14 protein-coding genes and 1 pseudogene are annotated in these 22,486 nt (G+C 70.1%); 10 read left to right on the top strand and 5 right to left on the bottom strand.

The features are described from left to right. The first annotated feature begins 84 nt into the window (after nt 1–84). Nucleotides 85–1,569 carry a carboxylesterase/lipase family protein gene (locus JDV09_RS18280; protein ID WP_221370564.1) on the top strand — a complete coding sequence of 495 codons (1,485 nt, stop codon included), beginning with the start codon at nt 85–87 and terminating at the stop codon, nt 1,567–1,569. Here JDV09_RS18280 and JDV09_RS18275 read toward each other — a convergent pair. Then, on the bottom strand, nt 1,566–4,715 hold the full coding sequence (locus tag JDV09_RS18275) for an ATP-binding protein (protein ID WP_221370563.1): 3,150 nt from the start codon (nt 4,713–4,715) through the stop codon (nt 1,566–1,568). The genes JDV09_RS18280 and JDV09_RS18275 overlap by 4 nt on opposite strands. 94 nt (nt 4,716–4,809) lie before the next feature. Continuing rightward, a complete protein-coding gene (locus JDV09_RS18270) occupies nt 4,810–5,310 on the bottom strand; it encodes an SRPBCC family protein (RefSeq protein WP_221370562.1) in 501 nt (166 codons plus the stop codon). A gap of 113 nt (nt 5,311–5,423) precedes the next feature. Here JDV09_RS18270 and aspS point away from each other — a divergent pair, with 113 nt between their 5' ends. After that, nucleotides 5,424–7,301, top strand: coding sequence for an aspartate--tRNA ligase (gene aspS, locus JDV09_RS18265; RefSeq protein WP_372452961.1), 1,878 nt, complete (start codon nt 5,424–5,426; stop codon nt 7,299–7,301). On the opposite strand, the pseudogene JDV09_RS18260 reads toward aspS, so the two are convergent. Further along, nucleotides 7,298–7,464 (bottom strand): annotated as a pseudogene (locus JDV09_RS18260) (SDR family NAD(P)-dependent oxidoreductase); the annotation flags it as partial. The gene aspS and the pseudogene JDV09_RS18260 overlap by 4 nt on opposite strands. Nucleotides 7,465–7,605: 141 nt before the next feature. On the opposite strand from JDV09_RS18260, the gene JDV09_RS18255 reads away from it, so the two are divergent. Then, entirely contained in the window at nt 7,606–8,049 is a 444-nt protein-coding gene (locus JDV09_RS18255) for a nitroreductase family deazaflavin-dependent oxidoreductase (RefSeq protein ID WP_221370561.1), read from the top strand. A 10-nt stretch (nt 8,050–8,059) separates the two neighbouring features. Here the strand turns inward: JDV09_RS18255 and JDV09_RS18250 are convergent, their stop codons facing one another. Further along, complete coding sequence (locus tag JDV09_RS18250) at nt 8,060–10,651, bottom strand: flavin-containing monooxygenase (RefSeq protein WP_221370560.1); 2,592 nt, start codon at nt 10,649–10,651, stop codon at nt 8,060–8,062. Between the two features lie 141 nt (nt 10,652–10,792). Here JDV09_RS18250 and JDV09_RS18245 point away from each other — a divergent pair, with 141 nt between their 5' ends. The 7 genes from JDV09_RS18245 to JDV09_RS18215 all read left to right on the top strand — a co-directional run bounded on the left by JDV09_RS18245 (nt 10,793) and on the right by JDV09_RS18215 (nt 22,072). Continuing rightward, entirely contained in the window at nt 10,793–11,722 is a 930-nt protein-coding gene (locus JDV09_RS18245; protein WP_221370559.1) for a DUF389 domain-containing protein, read from the top strand. A 43-nt stretch (nt 11,723–11,765) separates the two neighbouring features. Beyond that, nucleotides 11,766–15,116, top strand: a complete 3,351-nt coding sequence (locus JDV09_RS18240) for a transglutaminase family protein (RefSeq protein ID WP_221370558.1) — start codon at nt 11,766–11,768, stop codon at nt 15,114–15,116. Next, nucleotides 15,116–17,812: a circularly permuted type 2 ATP-grasp protein gene (locus JDV09_RS18235; protein WP_221370557.1), complete on the top strand. Its 2,697-nt coding sequence runs from the start codon at nt 15,116–15,118 to the stop codon at nt 17,810–17,812. Before JDV09_RS18240 ends, JDV09_RS18235 begins: the two co-directional genes overlap by 1 nt. Next, complete coding sequence (locus tag JDV09_RS18230) at nt 17,809–18,741, top strand: transglutaminase family protein (protein ID WP_221370556.1); 933 nt, start codon at nt 17,809–17,811, stop codon at nt 18,739–18,741. Before JDV09_RS18235 ends, JDV09_RS18230 begins: the two co-directional genes overlap by 4 nt. Then, a complete protein-coding gene (locus JDV09_RS18225) occupies nt 18,734–19,792 on the top strand; it encodes a zinc-binding metallopeptidase family protein (protein ID WP_221370555.1) in 1,059 nt (352 codons plus the stop codon). The genes JDV09_RS18230 and JDV09_RS18225 overlap by 8 nt, the downstream gene beginning before the upstream one ends. A gap of 93 nt (nt 19,793–19,885) precedes the next feature. Then, entirely contained in the window at nt 19,886–20,725 is an 840-nt protein-coding gene (locus JDV09_RS18220) for a DUF3097 domain-containing protein (RefSeq protein WP_221370554.1), read from the top strand. A gap of 9 nt (nt 20,726–20,734) precedes the next feature. Continuing rightward, nucleotides 20,735–22,072, top strand: coding sequence for a replication-associated recombination protein A (locus JDV09_RS18215; RefSeq protein WP_308124163.1), 1,338 nt, complete (start codon nt 20,735–20,737; stop codon nt 22,070–22,072). Between the two features lie 69 nt (nt 22,073–22,141). Here JDV09_RS18215 and JDV09_RS18210 read toward each other — a convergent pair whose 3' ends face one another. Then, nucleotides 22,142–22,426, bottom strand: a complete 285-nt coding sequence (locus JDV09_RS18210; protein WP_221370553.1) for a GlsB/YeaQ/YmgE family stress response membrane protein — start codon at nt 22,424–22,426, stop codon at nt 22,142–22,144. Nucleotides 22,427–22,486 lie beyond the last annotated feature (60 nt).

The following is a 22,486-nucleotide window of genomic DNA, read 5'->3' as shown; positions in this document are numbered from 1 at the left end:
TGCTACCTCATCTCACAACCGAGCCCGCTTCACCGCCGGGCCTGCATCCAGGCTGCTCCAGCTTTGCACACTAGGATTTGGTTCGTGGCCGTCGTCGCCGGACATTCGACCGTCGTACACACCCGTGCGGGTGCGCTGCGCGGGGACACCGAGGGTGGGGTCGGGGTCTGGCGCGGCGTGGCCTACGCCGAACAGCCGGTCGGGGCGCGCCGGTTCCTGGCGCCCGAACCGCTCAAGCCCTGGTCGGGGGTGCGCGACGCGCGCGAGCACGGCCCGTTGCCGCCGCAGACCAAGTCGTTCGTCGGTGGGGGCCGCGACGATCCCAAGGTGCGCGACGAGGCGTGCCTGACGCTGACGGTCTGGTCGCCGGATGTCACCGCCGCACTGCCGGTGATGGTGTGGATTCCCGGTGGTGCGTTCGTCTACGGCGCGGGTCAGTTCCAGCTGTACAACGGTTCCCGGCTGGCCGCCAACGGTGACGTCGTGGTGGTGAACATCACCTACCGGATCGGGGTGTTCGGCGGTCTCGAGCTGGGCGACCTCGGTGCCGGCTTCGACGACAACCTGGCGTTGCGCGATCAGATCGAGGCGTTGCGCTGGGTGCGCGACAACATCGCGTCCTTCGGCGGTGATCCCGATCAGGTCACCGTGTTCGGCGAGTCCGCGGGCGGCACCTCGGTGCTGGCCCTGCTGGCCAGCCCGGCGGCGCGCGGACTGTTCCACCGCGCGATCGCGCAGAGCCCGGCATTGCCGCTGATCGCCGACCGCGACGTCCGGGCCGCGCGCGCCCATGACTTCCTGCGGCGCCTCGACGTCGGCGTCGGCGAGGTCAAGTCGCTGCCGCAACGGCAGCTGAGGCGCGCCGCGGGAATGATCCAGCTCAAGAGCGCCGCCACCACACCGACGCTGGCGTACGGCCTCACCCACGGCACCGAGCTGCTGCCGCACCATCCGGTGGACGCCGCGAGGGCGGGATCGCTGGCCCGCGTCCCGCTGACCATCGGCACCAACAGCCACGAGGCCTCGATGTTCGCCTGGACCAAGCCGCCGATGCTGCCGACCACCAGGACCTCGATCGACGCCTACTTCGACCGGGTCGCGCCGGAGGCCAAAGAGGCTGTGCTGCAGGCCTATCCGGACTTCCCCCGGCGCAGGGCGCTGATCGCCGTCGGCTCCGATGTGATGTTCGGGGGGCCCACCTGGGCGTTCGCCGACGCCTACAGCGCCCTGGCCCCGACCCGGATGTACCGCTTCGACCACTTCGGGTTGAGCTTGCGCATGCTCGGACTGGGCGCCACCCACGGCAGCGAGATCGTGCACGTCCAGCACAGCTACGCGTCGTTCATCGGGCGCAAGCTGCACCCGCTGGGCCGCCGGTTCCAGCCGGCGGTCGGGCGGCGGATGCAGCGGGCCTGGTTGGACTTCGCGCATCCCGGCGGTGTGGACGAGGCGCACTGGCCCCGCTACGACACCGGCGAGCGGCTGACCCGGCTGATCACCTCGACCCGCGACGTGATGGCCGGCGACCCCGACGGGCCGCGCCGCTCGGCCTGGTCGGCGGTGTACTAGGGCATCGAGCGCACCAGCTCGATGTGGCCGTCGAATCCGGTCTCCGCCGCGCGGGCGCGGTACCGGTCCTTGAAGGCTGCGTAGCCGTCTTCGTCGCCGCTCGCCATGGCCATCAGCGCCTCGAGTCGCAGCAGCGGGAGCTCGTGATAGAGGAACACCGGCTCGGTCGGGGTTGCCGCCAATCGGTCGATCGCCGCCCTGGCCTCCGCCAGGTCGCCGTCCCGGCGACGGCCGAGAAGGGCCTCGACGAGCACCGATGTGGACCACCCGCGGTTGATCCCCTCGCCGCGGTGAATCTCTTCGTCGACGACGCGTCGGCTGAGCTCGACCGCGGTGTCGAAATCGCCCGTCCGGATCGCCTCGGTGGCGAATTCGAGGTCGACGCACCAGGCCGCGATGATCGTGTAGCGATGTTCGAGGGCAACCTGCCGTGACCGGGTCAGCAGTTGAAAGCCCAGCTCGCGATCGGTGTCGGTGCGCCGCACCAACACGAAACCGTAGGTGAACTCGGCGTTGGTGAGCAGGAAGTTGTCGCCGAACTGACGGGCGATGTGAAGTGCCTCCTCGGTGTCGCGCAGCGCCTGCTCGTCGGGGGTCAGGGCCCAGTTCATGATCGCGATGTACTTGAACATGACCACCGTCGAGTACGTGAACTTGTCCACCGTGCGCGCGATCCGCAGCGCTTCGTCGAAATCCTCGCGCCAGCCCGCGATGCCCAGACAGCACCGCGTGGAGGCCCGCATGACCAGTGCCATCGCCAGTGGGCACCCGACGATCAGGTTTCCCATCGTCGGATCCCCGCCCGACTCGTCGATGCCGCGCTGCGCGAGGTACAGGGCGTCCGACATCTCGCCGGCATCCCACTTGGCGATGCTGGCGACCGTGGGGATCAGGGCCACCGACAGCTCCGGATCGGCGATGGCGTCCAGCAGGTGCACCTGTTCGGATGCCAGCCACGACGCCTCGGCGTAACGGCCGTGGAAGTTGAGCATCTGGACCAGTCCGGCCATCGCGATCGCCAGCGATCGCTTGTCGCCCGCCTCGGTGGTCAGTGCGCGCAGCTCGTTGAATCCGACGTCTTCGATCTCGCCGCCGACCCGCCAGATCGTCGCGGCGAGCAGGGTGCGGGGGGCGATCCGCATCGCCGATCGACCGGGAACGTCGGGTGCGAGGCGGTCGGCCACCGCGGCGGCGCGCAGCCAACTCACCCGGGCCGCGGCGATGTCGCGATGGGTCGACCAGGTGCCGGCGCGCATGTGCCAGCCGAACGCGTCGGCCAGATCGCCGGCGGCTTCCAGATGGTTGGCGATCACCGCGGCCTCCGCGTCGGTGCCGTCCGTCGCAGCGCGCTCGATCGCGGCTGCGATGGCGCGATGCAGCCGGGCACGACCCGAGCGGAGTTGCGATTCGTAGGCAACCGCCTGCATCAGCGGGTGCCGAAAGGCATACCGGACGGGGTCGGCGTCGACCTGGGCGATGAGTTCCGCCGCGGTCAGTTCCGCCAGCGCCACGTCGTCGACGACCGCGCAGAGCAGGTCGCGGGAAAACGGTGAGCCGATCACCGCCGCGGCGCTCAGGCTCTGTTTCGCGGCCGCGCCGAGGCGGTCGATGCGCGCCGCGATGGCGGCCTGCACGGTGGCCGGCACCGCGACATCGGCGGTTCCCGAACAGGTGTAGGCACCGCGTGCGCCGCGGAGCACGTCGCGTTCGGCGAGGTCGCGGACCATCTCCTCGATGAAGAAGGGATTGCCCGCGGCGCGATCGGCGATCCGCCGGGTGATCGCGGCGACCGATGCGTCGGTGCCCACCAGTCGCTCGGTCAGCGCGGTCGACTCGGCATCGCCGAGCGGGGCCAGACGGATCGGCGCGGCCGCGGCGACCAGCGGTCCCACGTACTCCGGCCGGTGGGTGACCAGGACCAGCGCCGCTGCCCGGGGCACCGCGGCGACGAACTCGGTGAGCATCGCCTCGCTGACCGGGTCGATCCAGTGGGCGTCCTCGATGACGTAGACGGCCGGTTCGCGGCGCGCCAGCAGTGCGGAATCCAGCAGGGTGATCAGGCGTCGCCGCCTGGCGTCGGGGTCGATGTCGCCGACCGGGGCCAGTCCGTCACCGATCTCGAGCAGATCGTCGAGGAGCAGCAGATCCTGCGGATCGGCGCCCACCAGCGCCGATCTGATCCCCGCGCGAGCCCGCTCGGGAGATTGCCCGGCCACCCCGAACACCGAACGCATCAGCTCCGTCGCGGCGCGGAACGGGACATCCCGGGTGTGGGATTGGCAGTAGGCCCAGAACACGTCCACACCGCGCCGGCTCGCCGTTGCCGCGATCTCACGGGCGATCCGGCTCTTGCCGATGCCCGGGGGGCCGGACACCGCGAGCACACCGCCGTTTCCGGCGATGGCGCGGTCGAGTGCGCACGTGACCTCGCCGATCTCGGTCTCGCGGCCGATGAGATCGGCCTGGCTGGGCGGTGATCCGTGCCGGTCGACGATCGCGAGCAACCGGTACGCCGGAACCGGCTGCTCGGCGCCCTTGATCCGGACCCATTGCCGATCGCTGAGCCGCATGGCGTGTTCGACGAGTCGCGCGGTGGTCGCGCTGAGCATCACCCCGCCGGGTGGCGCGGCCGACTCCATTCGCTGTGCCAACCCGACCTGCTCGCCGATCACCGTGTAAGCCATTGGGCTGGAGCCGATCTCGCCCGCGATCACCTCTCCCGAGTTGAGCCCGACACGCACCTTGAAGTCGATGCCGTCGCTGGCGGTGAAGCTGTCGCCGAGGCGGTGCGCCTCGGCCTGGATGTCCATTGCGGCCAGGCAAGCGCGCACCGCGTGGTCCTCGAGTGCCACCGGGGCGCCGAACAGCGCCATCACACCGTCGCCGATGAACTTGTCGACCGTTCCGCCGTAGCGGCGGATCACCGTCGTCGATCGGTCCATCAGCTCGGACATGATCTCGCGAAGCCGTTCGGGGCCGACCTCCGCGGCGATGTCCATCGAATGCGTGACGTCGGCGAACAGCACGGTCACCTGCTTGTATTCGGCGACCTGGGGTACGAGCTGCGCTCCGCAGCCGTCGCAGAAGCGCGCACCCGCTCTCGGTTCGGTGCCGCAGGACGGACACCGTTTCGATTGCTCACCCATCCGCCCACCCCGACGCCAGGCCTGCCGCTAGAAGGTCACCATAAACCCCTGCGGTGCGCGCCGGTGCCGAATGTGTTTCCTGTGATCCGGGGCCTCAGGCGTAGCGCTCATCGGTATAGCGGCGCAGATTGTGCAGGAAGCGCTGGAACAGCCAACCCATCGCCGGTCGGCCGGCGAACAATCCGATCCGGCCGGCCGGGCCGTTGGGTTCGAGGGCCATGATCCAGGTCAGGTGGCAGCCGGTGGCGGTGGGCTCGACGCGGTAGTCCTCGGCGAACGCCGAAATGCTGTTGGTGGTCGACTCGTTGAAGCGAAACGCCATCCGGGTGAACGGTTCCCACGCCAGGAACTCCTCGTCGCCGGTGATGCCGCCGCGCATGTCCACCGTGCGGGTGGTGCCCACGCCCCGCGGCTCGGGGCTGGTCCAGGTGACTTCGGTGATGACGCTGGCCCAGCGCGGCCAGGACGTCTCGTCGGCAAGGACATCGAACAACTGCTCGGGCGTGATGGCCAGGTCGACGGTGCTCACGAAGCGGTACGGGGCGCGGTCGGGGAAATCCAGGCCCACCCGCCGGCAGGGGTATCGCTCGGCCATCAAGCCCCTTCCGTCACAGGAGTAGACAGATCACGATAGCTGTCTGGTCGGGGCGTTCCCCGCCGCCCCTTAGACTGAGCAGTCGTTTGACACCCGACCTCGAGGAGTACTTCGTGCTGCGCACCCGCACCGCCGGTTCGTTGCGCGCCGCCGATGCCGGCCAGACGGTGACGCTGGCCGGGTGGGTGGCGCGCCGTCGTGACCACGGCGGCGTCATCTTCATCGACCTCCGCGACGGCGGCACCGGAGGGCAGGAGCGCAGCGACCCGGGAAATGGCGCCGGAGGGCAGGAGCGCAGCGACCCGGGAAACGGCGCCGGAGGGCAGGAGCGCAGCGACCCGGGAAACGGGCCCAGTGTGGCGCAGGTGGTGTTCCGCGAGGGTGACGTGCTGGACCGGGCGCACCGGCTGCGCTCGGAGTTCTGTGTCGCCGTCACCGGCGTCGTCGAGATCCGGCCCGAGGGCAACGAGAACCCCGACATCCCCACCGGCGGCATCGAGGTCAACGCGACGGAGCTGACGGTGCTGGGGGAGAGCGCGCCGCTGCCGTTCCAGCTCGACGAGACCGCCGGGGAGGAGGCCCGCCTCAAGCACCGCTATCTGGATCTGCGCCGCGAGGGCCCGGGACATGCGATCCGGCTGCGTTCCAAGGTGAACGCGGCCGCGCGCGGGGTCCTCGCCGAGCACGACTTCGTCGAGATCGAGACGCCGACCCTGACCCGCTCCACCCCGGAGGGGGCGCGCGACTTCCTGGTGCCCGCGCGGCTGCGGCCCGGCACGTTCTACGCGCTGCCACAGAGCCCGCAGCTGTTCAAGCAGCTGCTGATGGTGGCGGGCATGGAGCGCTACTACCAGATCGCACGGTGCTACCGCGACGAGGATTTCCGCGCCGACCGGCAGCCGGAGTTCACCCAGCTGGACATGGAGATGAGCTTCGTCGAGGCCGACGACGTCATCGCGGTGTCCGAGCAGATCCTCAAGGCGCTGTGGGGGCTGATCGGCTACGACCTGCCCCTGCCGCTGCCACGAATCGGCCATGAAGAGGCGATGCGCCGGTTCGGCTCCGACAAGCCCGACCTGCGCTTCGGGGTCGAGTTGGTCGAGTGCACCGACTACTTCGCCGACACCTCGTTCCGGGTGTTCCAGGCGCCCTACGTCGGCGCCGTCGTCATGCCCGGCGGCGCCTCACAGCCGCGGCGCACACTGGACGGCTGGCAGGAGTTCGCCAAGCAGCGCGGGCACAAGGGCCTGGCCTACGTGCTGATCGGCGATGACGGCGAACTCGGCGGGCCGGTCGCCAAGAACCTTTCCGACGCCGAGCGCGGCGGTCTGGCGGCCCATGTCGGCGCCGGTCCGGGGGATTGCGTCTTCTTCGCGGCCGGCGCCGCCAAGGGTGCCCGAGCACTGCTGGGGGCCACCCGCATCGAGATCGCCAAGCGCCTGGACCTGATCGACCCGGACGAGTGGGCGTTCACCTGGGTGGTGGACTGGCCGCTGTTCGAGGCGACCGACGACGTCACCGCGGCCGGCGATGTGGTTCTCGGCTCCGGCGCCTGGACCGCCGTGCACCACGCGTTCACCTCCCCGCAGCCGGAATCGGAGGCCACCTTCGACACCGACCCGGGCTCGGCGCTGGCCAACGCCTACGACATCGTCTGCAACGGCAACGAGATCGGCGGCGGGTCGATCCGTATCCACCGCCGCGAGGTGCAGGAGCGGGTGTTCGCGATGATGGGCATCGACCACGACGAGGCCCAGGACAAGTTCGGATTCCTGTTGGACGCGTTCAGCTTCGGCGCACCCCCGCACGGCGGTATCGCCTTCGGCTGGGACCGCATCGTCGCGCTGCTGGCCGGGGTGGACTCGATCCGCGAGGTGATCGCGTTCCCCAAGTCCGGCGGCGGCGTCGACCCGCTGACCGACGCGCCGACACCGATCACGCCGCAGCAGCGCAAGGAATCCGGAATCGATGCGAAACCCGAGGCCGGCTAGCTGCCGCTCGTCCAGTCGCAGCCGGTCAACTCCGCCGAGACCTGCCACAGCCGGCGCGCCGTCACGGGGTCGAGGCCTTGGGGCGTGGCCTGGTCACCTTCGGCCGGCCCCACTGGCTGAACGGCGGCGCCAGATACGTTCCGCTGGGCAGGTCCACCTCGACATCACCGGAAATCCCCTTGGCCGCCGCGGTCGCGGTGCCGACGCCGCTGTTGCCTCCGGTGACCACGATTCGGACGCCCCGATTGTCACCCCGGTGCCCACCGGCGGAATAACTCGACCGCAGGGGGAACTTATGGGTGGCATGACTGACAAGGACAGGCTGGTCGTCGACACCGCGGCGCTGCAGGACATGAACCGCGGCATCGTCGAGGAGTTCCGGGCCAACGGCGGCAAGGTCGGCGGGCCGTTCGAGGGAGCCACGCTGTTGCTGCTGCACACCACCGGCGCCAGGTCGGGTGAGCCGCGGCTCTCTCCGCTGGCCTACCTGACCGTCGACGACAAGATGCTGATCGTCGGGTCCTACGCGGGTGCGCCGAAGAACCCGGCCTGGGTGCACAACCTGCGCGCCGATCCGCGGGCGCACATCGAGGTCGGCGCCGATGCCTACGACGTCACCGCACGCGAACTGCCCGAGGCCGAGCGTGACGCGACCTATCCGAAGTTGACCGCGTTGGCTCCGATGTTCGCCGAGTACCAGGCCAAAACGACGCGGCCCATCCCGCTCTTCGAGCTGATCCGCGCCTGATCGGCGCGCGTCAGCCGACGCGCGACCCGATGTCGCGGACGATCGTGCTCAGCCATTCGGCGAGCCGCGCGCGGACCGGCTCGCCGGAGACCACAACCCCGACCATCGTCAGTGACGTGTGAACGTGGCCACGAGCGCTGATGAGTTCGGTCGGAACCCCCGCGTCCGAGAGTGCCTGCGCGTATAGCTCACCCTCGTCGCGCAGCGGATCGAATTCCGCCGTGACCACGAGCGCCGGCGGCAGCCGGGACAGATCGCCGGCGCGCAACGGGGCCAGGCGGGGATCGGCTGGGTCGACGCCGGGCGCGTAGTGGTCGTAGAACCAGCGGACCAGCGGCGTGGTCAGGCGGTAACCGTCGCCGTTGTCGAGATAGGAGTCCCGCGACATGTCGGTGTCCACCGCGGGGGTCAGGAGTGCCTGGCCGAGGATCTCCGGACCGCCCGTGTCGCGCACGAGCCGGCACACCACCGCAGCGATGTTGCCCCCGGCGCTCCACCCGGCCACCGCCAGGTGCCCGGCCGCCCCGCCCAGTTCGGTGGCGTGCTCGCCGATCCATCGCACCGCGGCCAGGCCGTCCTCGACGGCGGCCGGGAAGCGGTGTTCGGGAGCGTGCCGGTAGTCCACCGAGACGATGATCGCGTCGGCGCGTGTGCACAGGTCGCGGCAGAGGGCGTCATCCGATGTCGGGGAGCCCAGCACCCACCCGCCACCGTGGAAGTACACGACGACCGGGTGCGGTCCCGCGGTGGCAGGCCGGTACAGGCGATAGCTCAACGGACCCGCCGGGCCGGGCAGGGTGCCGTCGACGACCTCGCCGACATCGGGGCCCGGCGGCAGGGCCGCCCCCATCGCCAGGTAGGTCGCACGCGCGTCGTCGGCGGACAGCGATTCCAGCGGCGGCAGGTTCATGGCCTCGACCTCGGCCAGCACCATCTGCACGTCGGGCTGCAGGCGGCGCACCACACCTTCGCTGCACCGGGTCCCGCCGGGGCCGGCCAGCCGGAAGCCCAGGTAGTCCCGGGCGACCACCTCGTCGCAGACCGCCCGGTAGAAGTCGACCCCGGCCGTGTAGGCCATGAAGACCCGTGGCTTGCCCGGCACGTTGGCGCCCATGTACCACGAGTTCGCTTGGGGGAAGAGCGTTATCGACGAGGCGTCGGCGCAGTGCTGCATCCACCCCGCTTCGGCCTGATCGGTGGGTTCGATCCGGTCGAAGCCATGGGTGCGCAGATGGGTCAGGATGCCGGTGACGAAGTCGACGTGCTGCTCGATCGACACGGCCATGTTCGACAGTACGGACGGGCTGTTGGGGCCGGTGATGAGAAACAGGTTGGGGAAGCCCGTCGTGGTCAGCCCGAGGTAGGTGGACGGGCCTGCGAGCCACTTGTCCTTCAGCGTGAGCCCGTCGCTGCCGACGACGTCGACGGCCGTCAGCGCCCCGGTCATCGCGTCGAATCCGGTGGCGAACACGATCGCGTCGACCTCGAAAGACTCGCCGACCGTGTCGATCCCGGTCTCGGTGATACCCACCAGTGGCTGACGGCGCAGGTCGACCAGCCGCACGTGGGGCAGGTTGAACGTGGCGAAATAGTCGGTGTCCAGGCAGAGCCGTTTCGCGCCGATCGGATAGTCCGTCGGGCACAGGGCCGTCGCCGTCTGCGGATCGTGCACGGCGGCGCGGATCTTGCCTCGGACGAACTCGGCGAAGTCCTCGTTGGCCGCCGGGTTGCTCATCACATCGGCGTAGAGGTTGAGAATCTCCAGCAGTTCGCCGAGTTCCCAGCCGCGTTCGTAGCGCTGCCGGCGTTCCTCGGCGGACACCGAGAACGCCGGGGTGACGGTGCGCTCCACCGGCACCCCGCCTGGGGATTCCTTGGCCGACTGGCGGTAGGCCGGTTCGTCGGCGAGCCGGGCGAGCTTGTCCGCAGCGATCGGGCCGTTGTGGGCCGGGATCGAAAAGCACGGCGTTCGCTGGAACACCACCACCTGCTCGGCCTGCGCGGCGATGAGTGGGATCGACTGGATGCCCGAGGACCCGGTGCCGATGACGGCGACCCGCTTGCCGGTGAAGTCGACGGGCTCGTGCGGCCATCGGCTGGTGTAGTACGTCTCGCCGGCGAACCGGGCCACACCGTCGATGTCGGGCTCCTTGGGCGTCGACAGGCATCCGGTCGCCATGATCAGGAACCGGCACACCACGTCGTCGCCACCCTCGGTGCGCACCTGCCACACCGACGCGTCCTCGTCCCAGGTGGCCCGCACGACGCGCGTCGAGAAGCGGAAGTCGCGTCGCAGATCATGCTTGTCGGCGACGTGGCCGAGGTAGCGCAGGATCTCGGGCTGGGTCGCGTACTTCTCCGACCACTGCCAGTCCGTCGACCAATCCGGGTCGAAGCTGTACATGTAGTCGATGCTGGGGATGTCCACGCGCGCCCCGGGGTAGCGGTTCCAGTACCACGTGCCGCCGACGTCCTCGCCGGCCTCGAAACCGCGCATCGAGAGGTTCGACTCCCGGAGCCGGTGGGCGGCGTAGAGGCCGGCGAACCCCGCCCCGACGACCACGACGTCGACGTCGACGTCGACGCGGCCACCCTCTGACATCAACCCATCTTGCTCGCCGAACTGGCATTCCGGCTGCGAAACTGCGAGTAGAGATCTGCCGGAATGCCAGTTCGGCGGAGAACTCGTCGAGCTCGGTGCGTGACAGCCCCCACTTTGCGGCGGCGCGGCTAGTGTTCGCTTGTGCTGCACGTGCGCGTGATCGCTCCCGAGGGCATCCGCAGGGAGGTGCTCGCGGTGCTGCGCGACCAGGCCGGCGTCACCGACATCGTGCTGCATCCCGGTGCCGCGCTGGAGCCGGCGGGCGACGAGATCACCGCCGACGTCGCCCGGGAGTCGGTCAACGATCTGGTTCAGGCGCTCAAGGATCTGGACGTGCAGCACTGTGGCGCCATCACGCTGGCGGTCCTGGACACGGTGCTGTCGAGCCAGGCGCACCTGGCCCAGGACGAAGCCGAGGGTGAGCCGGCGGATGCGCTGGTGTGGGACGAGCTGATCGCCCGCACGCGGGACGAGTCCACGCTGTCGGTGACTTTCGTGATGTTCCTGACACTGGCCTGCCTGCTGGCCGCGATCGGTGCGGTCACCGATTCGATGGTCACCGTCGTCGGCGCGATGATCGTCGGACCCGAGTTCGGCCCGCTGGCCGCGCTGTCGGTGGCGATCGTGCAGCGGCGCGGCCGGCTGGCCCGGCGCGCCGCGACCGCGCTGCTGGTCGGGTTCCCGGTCGCGATGGGGATCACCGCGGTGGTGACGGTCGCCACGGTGGCGGCCGGCTGGCTCAGTCTGGACACCGTCGCCCACATCAACCAGGTGAACTTCATCTTCCGGGTGGGGCCGATCTCGTTCGTCGTCGCGCTGCTGGCCGGAGCCGCGGGCATGCTGTCGCTGGTGTCGTCGAAATCGGCCTCGCTGGTCGGCGTGTTCATCTCGGTCACCACCGTGCCCGCCGCGGGCTTCGCGGTGGTGGCCGCGATCCTCGGGGACTTCGGTATCGCGGCCCGTTCGGCCGCCCAGTTGGCGGTCAACGTGGTGGGCATCGTGCTGGCCGGGGTGCTGGTCCTGGCGCTACGTCCGAGTCGTCACGACACGCCGCGACCGGCGGCGACCTGATGCGATCTGCACCGGCGTCGCCGGTGTGATGGGATTTACCGTTATGGGTATCAAGGTGGCGCTGGAGCACCGCACCAGCTACACGTTCGACCGCCTCGTCGAAATCTATCCGCACGTCGTGCGGCTGCGCCCCGCACCGCACTCGCGCACCCCGATCGAGGCCTATTCGATGCAGGTCGAACCCGCCGATCACTTCGTCAACTGGCAGCAGGACGCGTTCGGCAACTTCCTGGCCCGGCTGGTCTTCCCGAGCCGGACGCGCAAGCTGTCGATCACCGTGGGCCTGATCGCCGACCTGAAGGTCATCAACCCCTTCGACTTCTTCATCGAGGAGTACGCCGAGACCTTCCCGTTCACCTATCCCAAGAACCTGCTCGACGACCTCGAGCCCTACCTGCGGCCGGTCGACGAGGGCGACGAGGGCAGCGGGCCCGGCGACCTGGCCGACGCCTGGGTCAAGAACTTCTCCGTCGCGCCCGGCACCCGCACCATCGACTTCCTGGTGGCGCTCAACCACGCCGTGAACTCCGACGTCGGCTACAGCCTGCGCATGGAGCCCGGCGTGCAGACCCCGGACTTCACGCTGCGGAGCGGGATCGGCTCGTGCCGCGACTCGGCCTGGCTGCTGGTCTCCGTCCTGCGCCAGATGGGTCTGGCGGCCCGGTTCGTGTCCGGCTACCTGGTCCAGCTGACGTCCGACGTGGAGGCGCTGGACGGTCCGTCCGGACCTGCGGCCGATTTCACCGACCTGCACGCGTGGACCGAGGTGTACATCCCCGGCGCCGGCTGGATCGGCCTGGATCCCACCTCGGGCCTCTTCGCCGGCGAGGGGCACATCCCGCTGGCGGCCACCCCGCACCCGGAGTCCGCCGCTCCGATCACCGGCGCCACCGGCAAGGCCGAGACCACCCTCGAGTTCAGCAACGTGGTCACCCGGGTGCACGAGGATCCCCGGGTCACGCTGCCCTACACCGAGGAATCCTGGGAGGCGATCAACGCGCTCGGCGAGCGGGTCGACGAACGACTGGCGGCCGGCGACGTCCGGCTCACGGTCGGCGGCGAGCCGACCTTCGTGTCCATCGACAACCAGGTCGACCCGGAGTGGACGACCGACGCCGACGGTCCGCACAAGCGTGAGCGGGCTTCGGCGCTGACCGCGCGGCTGAAGAAGGTGTGGGCCCCGCACGGCCTGGTACAGCGCAGCCAGGGCAAGTGGTATCCCGGGGAGCCGTTGCCGCGCTGGCAGATCGGGTTGTACTGGCGCACCGACGGCGAGCCGCTGTGGTCCGACGAGTCGCTGCTCGCCGACCCCTGGCCCGAACACCCGAACACCGCCGCGCTGGCGCCCGACGCCGGCCGGCAGTTGCTCGGCGCGATCGCCGACGGGCTGGGCCTTCCGCCGACCCAGGTGCGGCCCGCCTACGAGGACGCGCTGGGCCGGCTGGCCACCTCGGTGCGTCAACCCGACGGGCACCCGGTCACGACCGCCGACGACCTCGAGGACGACAGCCCGGATGCGCGCGCCGAGATGCTCGCGCGCCTGGACACGCCCGTCGTCGAACCGGCCGCCCACGTGTTGCCGCTGCACCGCCGCGAGGACGAATCCGGCTGGGCCAGCGCGGACTGGAAGCTGCGCCGTGGCCGCATCGTGCTGCTCGACGGTGACTCACCGGCCGGGCTGCGGCTGCCGCTGAACTCGATCAGCTGGAAGCCGCCCAAGCCGACCTACGACGCGGACCCGATCCGGCCGCGCCCGGCACTGCGCACCGGTGGTTCCGGTGGGGTGTCGTCGGCGGCGCCCGCCGCGGCCGCCGAAGCGGTCGTCGAGGACGAAGGCGAGTGGACCCCGACGACAGCGCTGGTCGCCGAGATCCGTGACGGGCTGCTCTACGTGTTCCTGCCGCCCACCGACGAGCTCGAGCACTTCATCGACCTGATCGCCCGGATCGAGGCGGCCGCGGCCGCGATCGGCGCCCCGTTGGTCATCGAGGGCTACGGACCGCCGTCGGATCCGCGGCTGGGGTCGATGACGATCACGCCCGATCCCGGTGTCATCGAGGTCAACGTGGCGCCCAGCGCCAGCTTCGCCGAGCAGCGTGACCAGCTCAAGACGCTCTACGACGAGGCCCGGCTGGCCCGCCTGTCCACCGAGTCGTTCGACTACGACGGCACCCACGGCGGAACCGGCGGCGGCAACCACATCACCCTCGGCGGCATCACCCCCGCCGATTCGCCGCTGTTGCGGCGGCCCGATCTGCTGGTGTCGATGCTGACCTACTGGCAGCGCCACCCGTCGCTGTCCTATCTGTTCGCCGGCCGCTTCATCGGGACCACCTCGCAGGCGCCCCGGGTCGACGAAGGCCGCCCGGATTCGGTCTACGAGCTGGAGATCGCGTTCGCCGAGATCGCCCGGCTCTCCGAATCCGCGGGTGGGCCCAAGCCGTGGATCACCGACCGGGCACTGCGCCATCTGCTGACCGACATCACCGGCAACACCCACCGTGCCGAGTTCTGCATCGACAAGCTCTACAGCCCCGACAGTGCGCGGGGCCGGCTCGGCCTGCTGGAACTGCGCGGATTCGAGATGCCGCCGCACTACCAGATGGCGATGGTGCAATCGCTGCTGGTGCGTTCGCTGGTGGCCTGGTTCTGGGACGAACCGCTGCGTGCCCCGCTGATCCGGCACGGCGCCAACCTGCACGGCCGGTATCTGTTGCCGCACTTCCTCATCCACGACATCGCCGAGGTCGCCGCCGACCTGCGTGCGCACGGCATCGAGTTCGACACCAGCTGGCTGGACCCGTTCACCGAATTCCGGTTTCCGCGGATCGGCACCGCGGTGTTCGACGGCGTGGAGATCGAGCTGCGCGGGGCGATCGAGCCGTGGAACGTGCTGGGTGAGGAGTCCACCGCGGGCGGCACCGCCCGGTACGTCGACTCGTCGGTGGAACGGTTGCAGGTGCGGCTGGTCGGGGCTGACCGCCAGCGCTACATCGTGACCGCCAACGGCCACCCGGTTCCGCTGCTGGCCACCGACAACCCGGACATCCAGGTCGGCGGGGTCCGCTACCGCGCCTGGCAGCCGCCGAGCGCACTGCATCCGACGATCACCGTGGACGGTCCGCTGCAGTTCGAGCTGATCGACGCGGCCAGCGGGGTGTCCCGCGGCGGCTGCACCTACCACGTGTCGCACCCGGGCGGCCGGGCCTATGACACCCCGCCGGTCAATGCGGTGGAGGCCGAGTCACGGCGCGGCCGCCGCTTCGAGGCCGCCGGGTTCACCCCGGGCAAGGTCGACCTTTCCGGCCTTCGGGAGAAGCAGGCCCGCCAATCCACCGATGTGGGCGCGCCGGGCATCCTGGATCTGCGGCGAGTGCGTACCGTTCTGCACTAATGGCCTTCCCCGCAACAGGTCCGACAACACCCGGTGTCGGAACGACCGATTTCGACAGCCCGCTGGTGCCGTACGGCTCCATGCGGGCCCAGCAGGCGCTGTTCGATCTGCAGCCGGCGGTGGGCGGAGCCGGCTACGACGAGTTCGTTGACGAGGCCGGGCACGTGCGCCCGGCGTGGCAGGAACTCGCCGACTGCGTGGTGGAACGTGGCCGGGCCGGGCTGGATCGGCTGCGCTCGGCCGTGCGCAGCCTGGTCGACAACGACGGCATCACCTACATCCAGGTGGATCACCGCGGCGACGCGATCACCAACGGCGACGGCACCGCGATACCCGGCCCCTGGCAGCTCGATGCGCTGCCCCTGGTCATCTCCGCGTCGGATTGGGACACGCTGGAAGCCGGCCTGGTGCAGCGTTCGCGGCTGCTCGACGCGGTGCTCACCGACCTGTACGGACCGCGACGCTCGATCACCCGCGGGGTGCTACCGCCGCAGCTGCTGTTCTCCCACCCCGGGTACGTGCGGTCTGCGCGCGGTATCGAGGTGCCCGGCCGGCACCAACTGTTCCTGCACGGCTGTGACATCAGTCGGGGCTCGGCCGGTGACTTCTGCGTCAACGCCGACTGGACCCAGGCGCCGTCGGGTGCGGGTTACGCGCTCGCCGACCGGCGGGTGGTCGCGCACGCGATCCCCGACCTGTACGAACAGATCGGCCCGCGGCCGGCCTCGCCGTGGGCCCAAGCCCTGCGCCTGGCCCTCATCGAAGCCGCGCCGGAGTCGGCCGAGGAGCCCGTCGTGGTGGTGCTCAGCCCGGGCATCCATTCCGAGACCGCGTTCGATCAGGCATACCTGGCCAGTCTGCTGGGTCTGCCGCTGGTCGAGAGCGCCGACCTGGTGGTCCGCGACGGCAAGCTGTGGATGCGCTCGATGGGCACCCTGCAGCGGGTGGACGTGGTGCTGCGCCGGGTCGACGCCGACTACACCGATCCACTCGATCTGCGCGCCGACTCCCGGCTGGGCGTGGTGGGTCTGGTGGAGGTGCTGCGGCGGGGCGCGGTCACGGTGGTCAACACCCTGGGCAGCGGGGTGCTGGAGAGCCCGGGGATCCTGCGGTTCCTGCCCGATCTGGCCGAGAAGCTGGTCGGCGAGACCCCGCTGTTGCCGACCGCGCAGTTGTACTGGGGCGGTACCGACCTGGAACGCTCGCATCTGCTGACCAACCTGTCCACGCTGTTGATCCGGCCGGTGAACGGCGGTGACGCGATCGTCGGACCCGAGCTCTCGGTGGCACAGCTGCAGACGCTGGCGGCCCGTATCGAGACGACGCCGTGGCAGTGGGTGGGTCAGGAGCTGCCGGAGTTCTCCTCCGCGCCGGCGGATTTCCTGGCCAGTGGGCTGTCGTCGTCCAGCGTCGGCATGCGGCTGTTCACGGTGTCCCAGCGCAGCGGGTATGCGCCGATGATCGGCGGGCTGGGGTATCTGCTGGCGCCGGGCACCGCCGCTTACCGCCTCAACACCATTGCGGCCAAGGACATCTGGGTGCGCACCCCGACGCGGGTGACGGCCGAGAAGGTTGCGACCGTCACCACGGGCGAGCCGGCCACCCAGGTCGAGGCCGCGCGGCTTCCCGCGTTTGCGACGTCGAGTCCAACCCACGAGATCAGCTCGCCGCGCGTGCTTTCCGACCTCTTCTGGATCGGCCGCTATGCCGAGCGCGCCGAGAACACCGCCCGGCTGCTGACGGTGGCCCGCGAGCGCTACCACGAGTACCGGTACCGCCAGTCGATGGACGGAAGCGAATGCGTTCCGGTGCTGCTGACCGCGCTGGGCACCATCACCGGAACCGACACCGGCGCCGGCTTCGACTACACGGAGATGGTCGCGACCGCCCCGACCACGCTGTGGGCGCTGACGGCGGACCGGCACCGCCCCGGATCGTTGGCGCAGTCGGTCGAGCGGCTCAGCCTGGCCGCCAGGGCGGTGCGCGACCAGATGTCCAACGACACCTGGATGGTGCTGTCCGCGCTGGAGCGGGCGCTGCTGCACGCTCCGGAAACCCCGCCGGAGTCGCGGGCCGAGGGGGACGCGTTCCTGTCCTCGACGAGCACCCTGACCCTGGCGGGCATGCTGGCACTGTCCGGAGTGGTGTCCGAGTCGATGGTGCGCGATGTCGGCTGGACGATGATGGACATCGGCAAGCGCATCGAACGTGGCCAGGCGATCACCGCGCTGCTGCGCGCGACACTGTCCACCGTGCGCACCCCCGACGCCGAGGAGACCATCACCGAGTCCACGCTGGTGGCGTGCGAATCCCTGGTGACCTACCGCAGGCGCAATCCGGGCAAGATTAGTGTTACGGGCGTGGCGGAGCTGGTGCTCTTCGACGCGGAGAATCCGCGGTCGCTGGCCTATCAGCTGGAACGGCTGCGGGCCAACCTCAAGGCGCTGCCCGGGGCGTCGGGATCGTCGCGCCCGGAGCGGATGGTCGAGGAGATCGTCACCCGGCTGCGGCGCATCGAGCCGGCCGAGCTGGAGGACGTCAGCCCGGAGGGGGTGCGGACCGAACTCGACGGCCTGCTCGCCGGCATGAACCGCGACCTGCGCGAGCTCTCCGGCGTGATCACCGCCACCCACCTGTCGCTGCCCGGCGGGATGCAGCCGCTGTGGGGTCCCGACGCCCGCCGGGTGATGCCGTGACGGCGTTTCCGGATGGGCCGACCACCTCGGGCTCCAGCCGGTGTTACGAGATCACCCACCGCACCCACTACCGGTACTCCGACATCGTCACCAGCTCCTACGGCCGCGGCTTCCTCACCCCGCGCGACTCGGCCCGCCAGCGCTGCCTGTTCTACGAACTGGCCATCGAGCCCGAGGCCGCGGACAGTTCCACCAGCCGCGACGCCTACGGCAACATCAGCTCCTACTTCCACGTGACCGAGCGGCACCGGATGCTGAGCATCACCAGCAGGTCGGTGGTCGAGGTGGACCCGCCGCCGCTGGATCTCTATCAGGGCCCGTCGGCACGCGCGCCGTGGGAGATCGCCCGCCCGGTGGGCACCGAGGGTGCGCTGGCCACCGAGTTCACCCTCGATCTGGATCCGCCCGAGATCACCGATGCGCTGCGGGAGTACGCCGCGCCCAGCTTCGCCGAGGGCAGGCCGCTGATCGACGTGCTGCGCGATCTGACGTCGCGGATCTACCACGACTTCACCTACCGGTCGGGTTCGACGACGGTGTCCACTCAGGTGAGCGAGGTTTTGGCGGCCCGGGAAGGGGTATGTCAGGACTTCGCGCGGCTGGCGATCGCCTGCCTGCGTGCCAACGGTCTGGCGGCCAGCTACGTGTCCGGGTATCTGGCCACCGACCCTCCGCCGGGGAAGGAACGCATGGTGGGCATCGACGCCACACACGCCTGGGCAGCGGTGTGGACCCCGCAGAACGCGTGGCTGGGGCTGGACCCGACCAACGACCAGATGGTCGACGAACGCTATGTCACGGTGGGTTTCGGGCGCGACTACGCCGATGTCCCGCCGCTGCGCGGCATCATCTACACCGACTCGGAGAGCAGCGTCATCGACGTCTCGGTCGACGTCGCGCCGTACGAGGGGGGGCTGCTGGATGCGTGACTTCATGTGTCCCAACTGCGGCCAGCGGTTGGCGTTCGAGAACTCGGTGTGCCTGAACTGCGGCAGCGCGCTGGGGTTCTCGCTGGACGGCATGGCGCTTCTGGTGATCGCCCCGCCCGGCGAGAGCGAACACGCCGGAGCGGTGGACGAGAGCGACTTCCAGCTGTGCGCCAATCTGCATCTGGCCGAATGCAACTGGCTGGTGCAGAAGTCGCCGGTACCGCTGCTGTGCGTGTCGTGTGCGCTGACGCGCACCCGGCCCGACGACGCCGATACCGAGGCGCTGCAGGCGTTCGCGACGGCCGAGCAGGCCAAACGCCGGCTGATCGTCGAACTCTGCGACCTCAAGCTGCCGATCGTGGGCCGCGATGTCGACCCGGATTACGGGTTGGCGTTCGACCTGCTGTCCAGCCAGTCCGAGAAGGTCTTCACCGGACACCACAACGGCGTGATCACCCTGGATCTGGCCGAGGGCGACGACGTGCACCGCGAGCAGTTGCGCACCTCGATGGACGAGCCCTACCGGACCCTGCTGGGCCATTTTCGCCACGAGATAGGGCACTACTACTTCTACCGCCTGATCGGCCCGTCCCCGGACTACCTGGCGCGGTTCAACAGCCTGTTCGGCGATCCTTACACCGACTACCAGGCGGAGCTGGACCGGCACTACAGCCAGGGTGCGCCCGCGGGCTGGGAGGACGATTACGTGTCCTCATACGCGACGATGCACCCGGCCGAGGACTGGGCCGAGACGTTCGCGCACTATCTGCACATCCGCGACACGCTGGACACCGCAGCCGCGTTCGGATTCGCCGCGGCCGGGGCGAACCTCGAGCGACGGGTGCTGGGCCCCAGTGGGTTCGACACCATCATCGACCGTTGGCTGCCGCTGGCCTGGGGGCTGAACATGGTGAACCGCTCGATGGGCAAGGACGACCTCTACCCGTTCGTGCTTCCGCCGAAGGTGCTGGAGAAGATGCGCTTCATCCACGTCGTCATCGACGAGGTCACCTCCGGCCCAGCCAGGCTGGCCGCGGCCGCCGCGCCCTGATCACTGCGCGAGCGTGCGTGTCAGACGACGACACGCCGCCGCCCGGGGCCAGTCTGCGCACGTTCGGCACCGGGATGTCCCTACGATCACCCGGTGGCTGATCGCTATGGCTCCGACATCCTGGCCGACGACCCGCACCGGGCCCGCCGGCCCCGCTCCGTCGAGCGGCCGATCGAGATCGGCATGGTGGTCGAGGACGCGCAGACCGGATTCGTCGGCGCCGTGGTGCGTGTCGAGTACGGCCGGATGGAGTTGGAGGACCGGTACGGTCGTACCAAACCGTTCCCGGTGGGCCCGGGCTATCTGATCGACGGCCGGCCGGTGATCCTCACCGCGCCGCGAAAGGCCGCGCCCGCGGCGCCCATGCACACCGCCTCCGGTTCGGTCGCGGTCGCCGGCGCGCGGGCGAAGGTCGCGTTGGCCAGCCGCATCTACGTGGAGGGCCGCCACGACGCCGAGCTGGTCGAACAGGTTTGGGGTGAGGATCTGCGTATCGAGGGCGTGGTCGTCGAGTACCTCGGTGGCGTCGATGATCTCGCCGCCATCGTCGCCGACTTCCGGCCGGGGCCGGGTCGCCGGCTGGGCGTCCTGGTCGACCACCTGGTCACCGGCTCCAAGGAGGCGCGCATCGCCCAGCGAGTGAGCCGCGGTCCCGGCGGCGAGCACACGCTGGTCGTCGGCCACCCGTTCATCGACATCTGGCAGGCGGTCAACCCGGCCCGGCTGGGCATCGAGGCCTGGCCCGGCGTTCCCCGGGGCCAGGACTGGAAGCACGGTGTCTGCGCTGCGCTGGGGTGGCCGGACCGGGACCAGGCCGACATCGCGGCCGCCTGGCGGCGCATCCGCGGCCGGGTCCGCGACTGGACCGACCTGGAACCCGAGCTGATCGGCCGCGTCGAGGAGCTGATCGACTTCGTCACCGCACCCGTGTAAGCAGGGAGCGTGTCCGACAGCCTCTTCGACGTGCCCGGGCCGGGCCCGGCGGCGGTGCCCGCGCCGCCGCCGTCGGCCCCGTTGGCCGTGCGCATGCGCCCGGCCACGCTCGACGAGGTCGTCGGCCAGGCCCACCTCCTCAAGCCGAACTCGCCGTTGCGCCGGCTGGTCGAGGGTTCCGGCGCGGCGTCGGTGATCCTCTACGGCCCGCCCGGCACCGGCAAGACCACGCTGGCGTCGCTGATCTCGCAGGCCACCGGGCGTCGCTTCGAGGCGCTCTCGGCGTTGTCGGCCGGGGTCAAAGAGGTACGCGCGGTCATCGAGGAGGCCCGCCGCGCGTCGATCCACGGTCAGCAGACCGTGCTGTTCATCGACGAGGTGCACCGGTTCTCCAAGACCCAGCAGGATGCGCTGCTGGCGGCGGTGGAGAACCGGGTGGTGCTGCTGGTGGCGGCGACCACCGAGAACCCGTCCTTCTCGGTGGTGGCGCCGCTGCTGTCGCGCTCGCTGATCCTGCAGCTGCAGCCGCTTACCGCCGAGGAAGTCGCCGTCGTGCTGCGCCGTGCCGTCGAGGACGAGCGCGGGCTGGGCGGGCGGGTGCGGGTCGGCGAGGAGGCCCTGGAGCTGCTGGTCCAGCTGTCGGCGGGTGATGCGCGGCGGGCGCTGACCGCGCTGGAGGTGGCCTGTGAAAGTGCGACTGCGGCGGCTGACGAGGTCACCGTCGAGATCGTCGAGCAGTCGCTGGACAAGGCCGCGGTGCGCTACGACCGTGACGGCGACCAGCACTACGACGTGATCAGCGCGTTCATCAAGTCGGTGCGGGGTTCCGACGTCGACGCCGCCCTGCACTACCTGGCCCGGATGCTGGTCGCGGGGGAGGATCCGCGATTCCTGGCCCGCCGGTTGATGATCCTGGCCAGCGAGGACATCGGGATGGCCGATCCGTCGGCGCTGCAGACCGCGGTCGCCGCCGCCCAGACCGTACAGCTGATCGGCATGCCGGAGGCCCAGCTCACGCTCGCGCATGCCACCGTGCACCTGGCCACCGCGCCGAAATCCAACGCGGTCACCACGGCACTGTCGGCGGCGATGGCCGACATCCGTGCGGGCAAGGCCGGTCTGGTGCCCGCCCACCTGCGCGACGGGCACTACTCGGGCGCGGCCAAGCTCGGCAACGCCGTCGGCTACCGGTACGCCCATGACGATCCCGACGGCGTCGTCCCGCAGCAGTACCCGCCCGACGAGCTGGTCGGTGTCGACTACTACCGCCCGACCGGCCACGGCGCCGAGCGGGAGATCGCCACCCGGGTGGACAAGCTGCGCGCGATCATCCGCCGCAGGCGCTGAACCGGTTCCTTAAACGGTGATCCCGGCTGGTCGGGGGCCCAGCCGGGATCATGCGTGAGGTGCCTGCGTTTACCGCTTGACCCCCGTGTGGCGGCGAGCCATGATCGCGGCCACCAGGCCGACACCGGCCGCCGCGACGACGACCTGGACGAGCAGTTCGAGCCAGTCCACGCCGGACGTGGTGGTCGGGATACCGACCGCGCGGGCGATCGCGGTGCCGATGAAGGCCGACACGATGCCGACCGCGATGGTCAGCAGCATCCCGATCGGCTGCTTTCCGGGCAGTGCGAGCCGGCCGAGGATGCCGACGACGATACCGATGAGGATGGCGCTGATGATGCCGGTGATGGTCATGTTGTCCTCCGGTGTGGGGGTGTTGGCTGCCGCAGAGATACCCCCGGCCTTCCGGCGATA

It is taken from the genome of Mycolicibacterium xanthum (assembly GCF_019710635.1).
In the GTDB taxonomy this organism is placed as follows: Bacteria; Actinomycetota; Actinomycetes; order Mycobacteriales; family Mycobacteriaceae; genus Mycobacterium; species Mycobacterium xanthum.
Note: the sequence above shows the minus strand (reverse complement) of the source record. Positions and strands in the feature narration are given on the sequence as shown.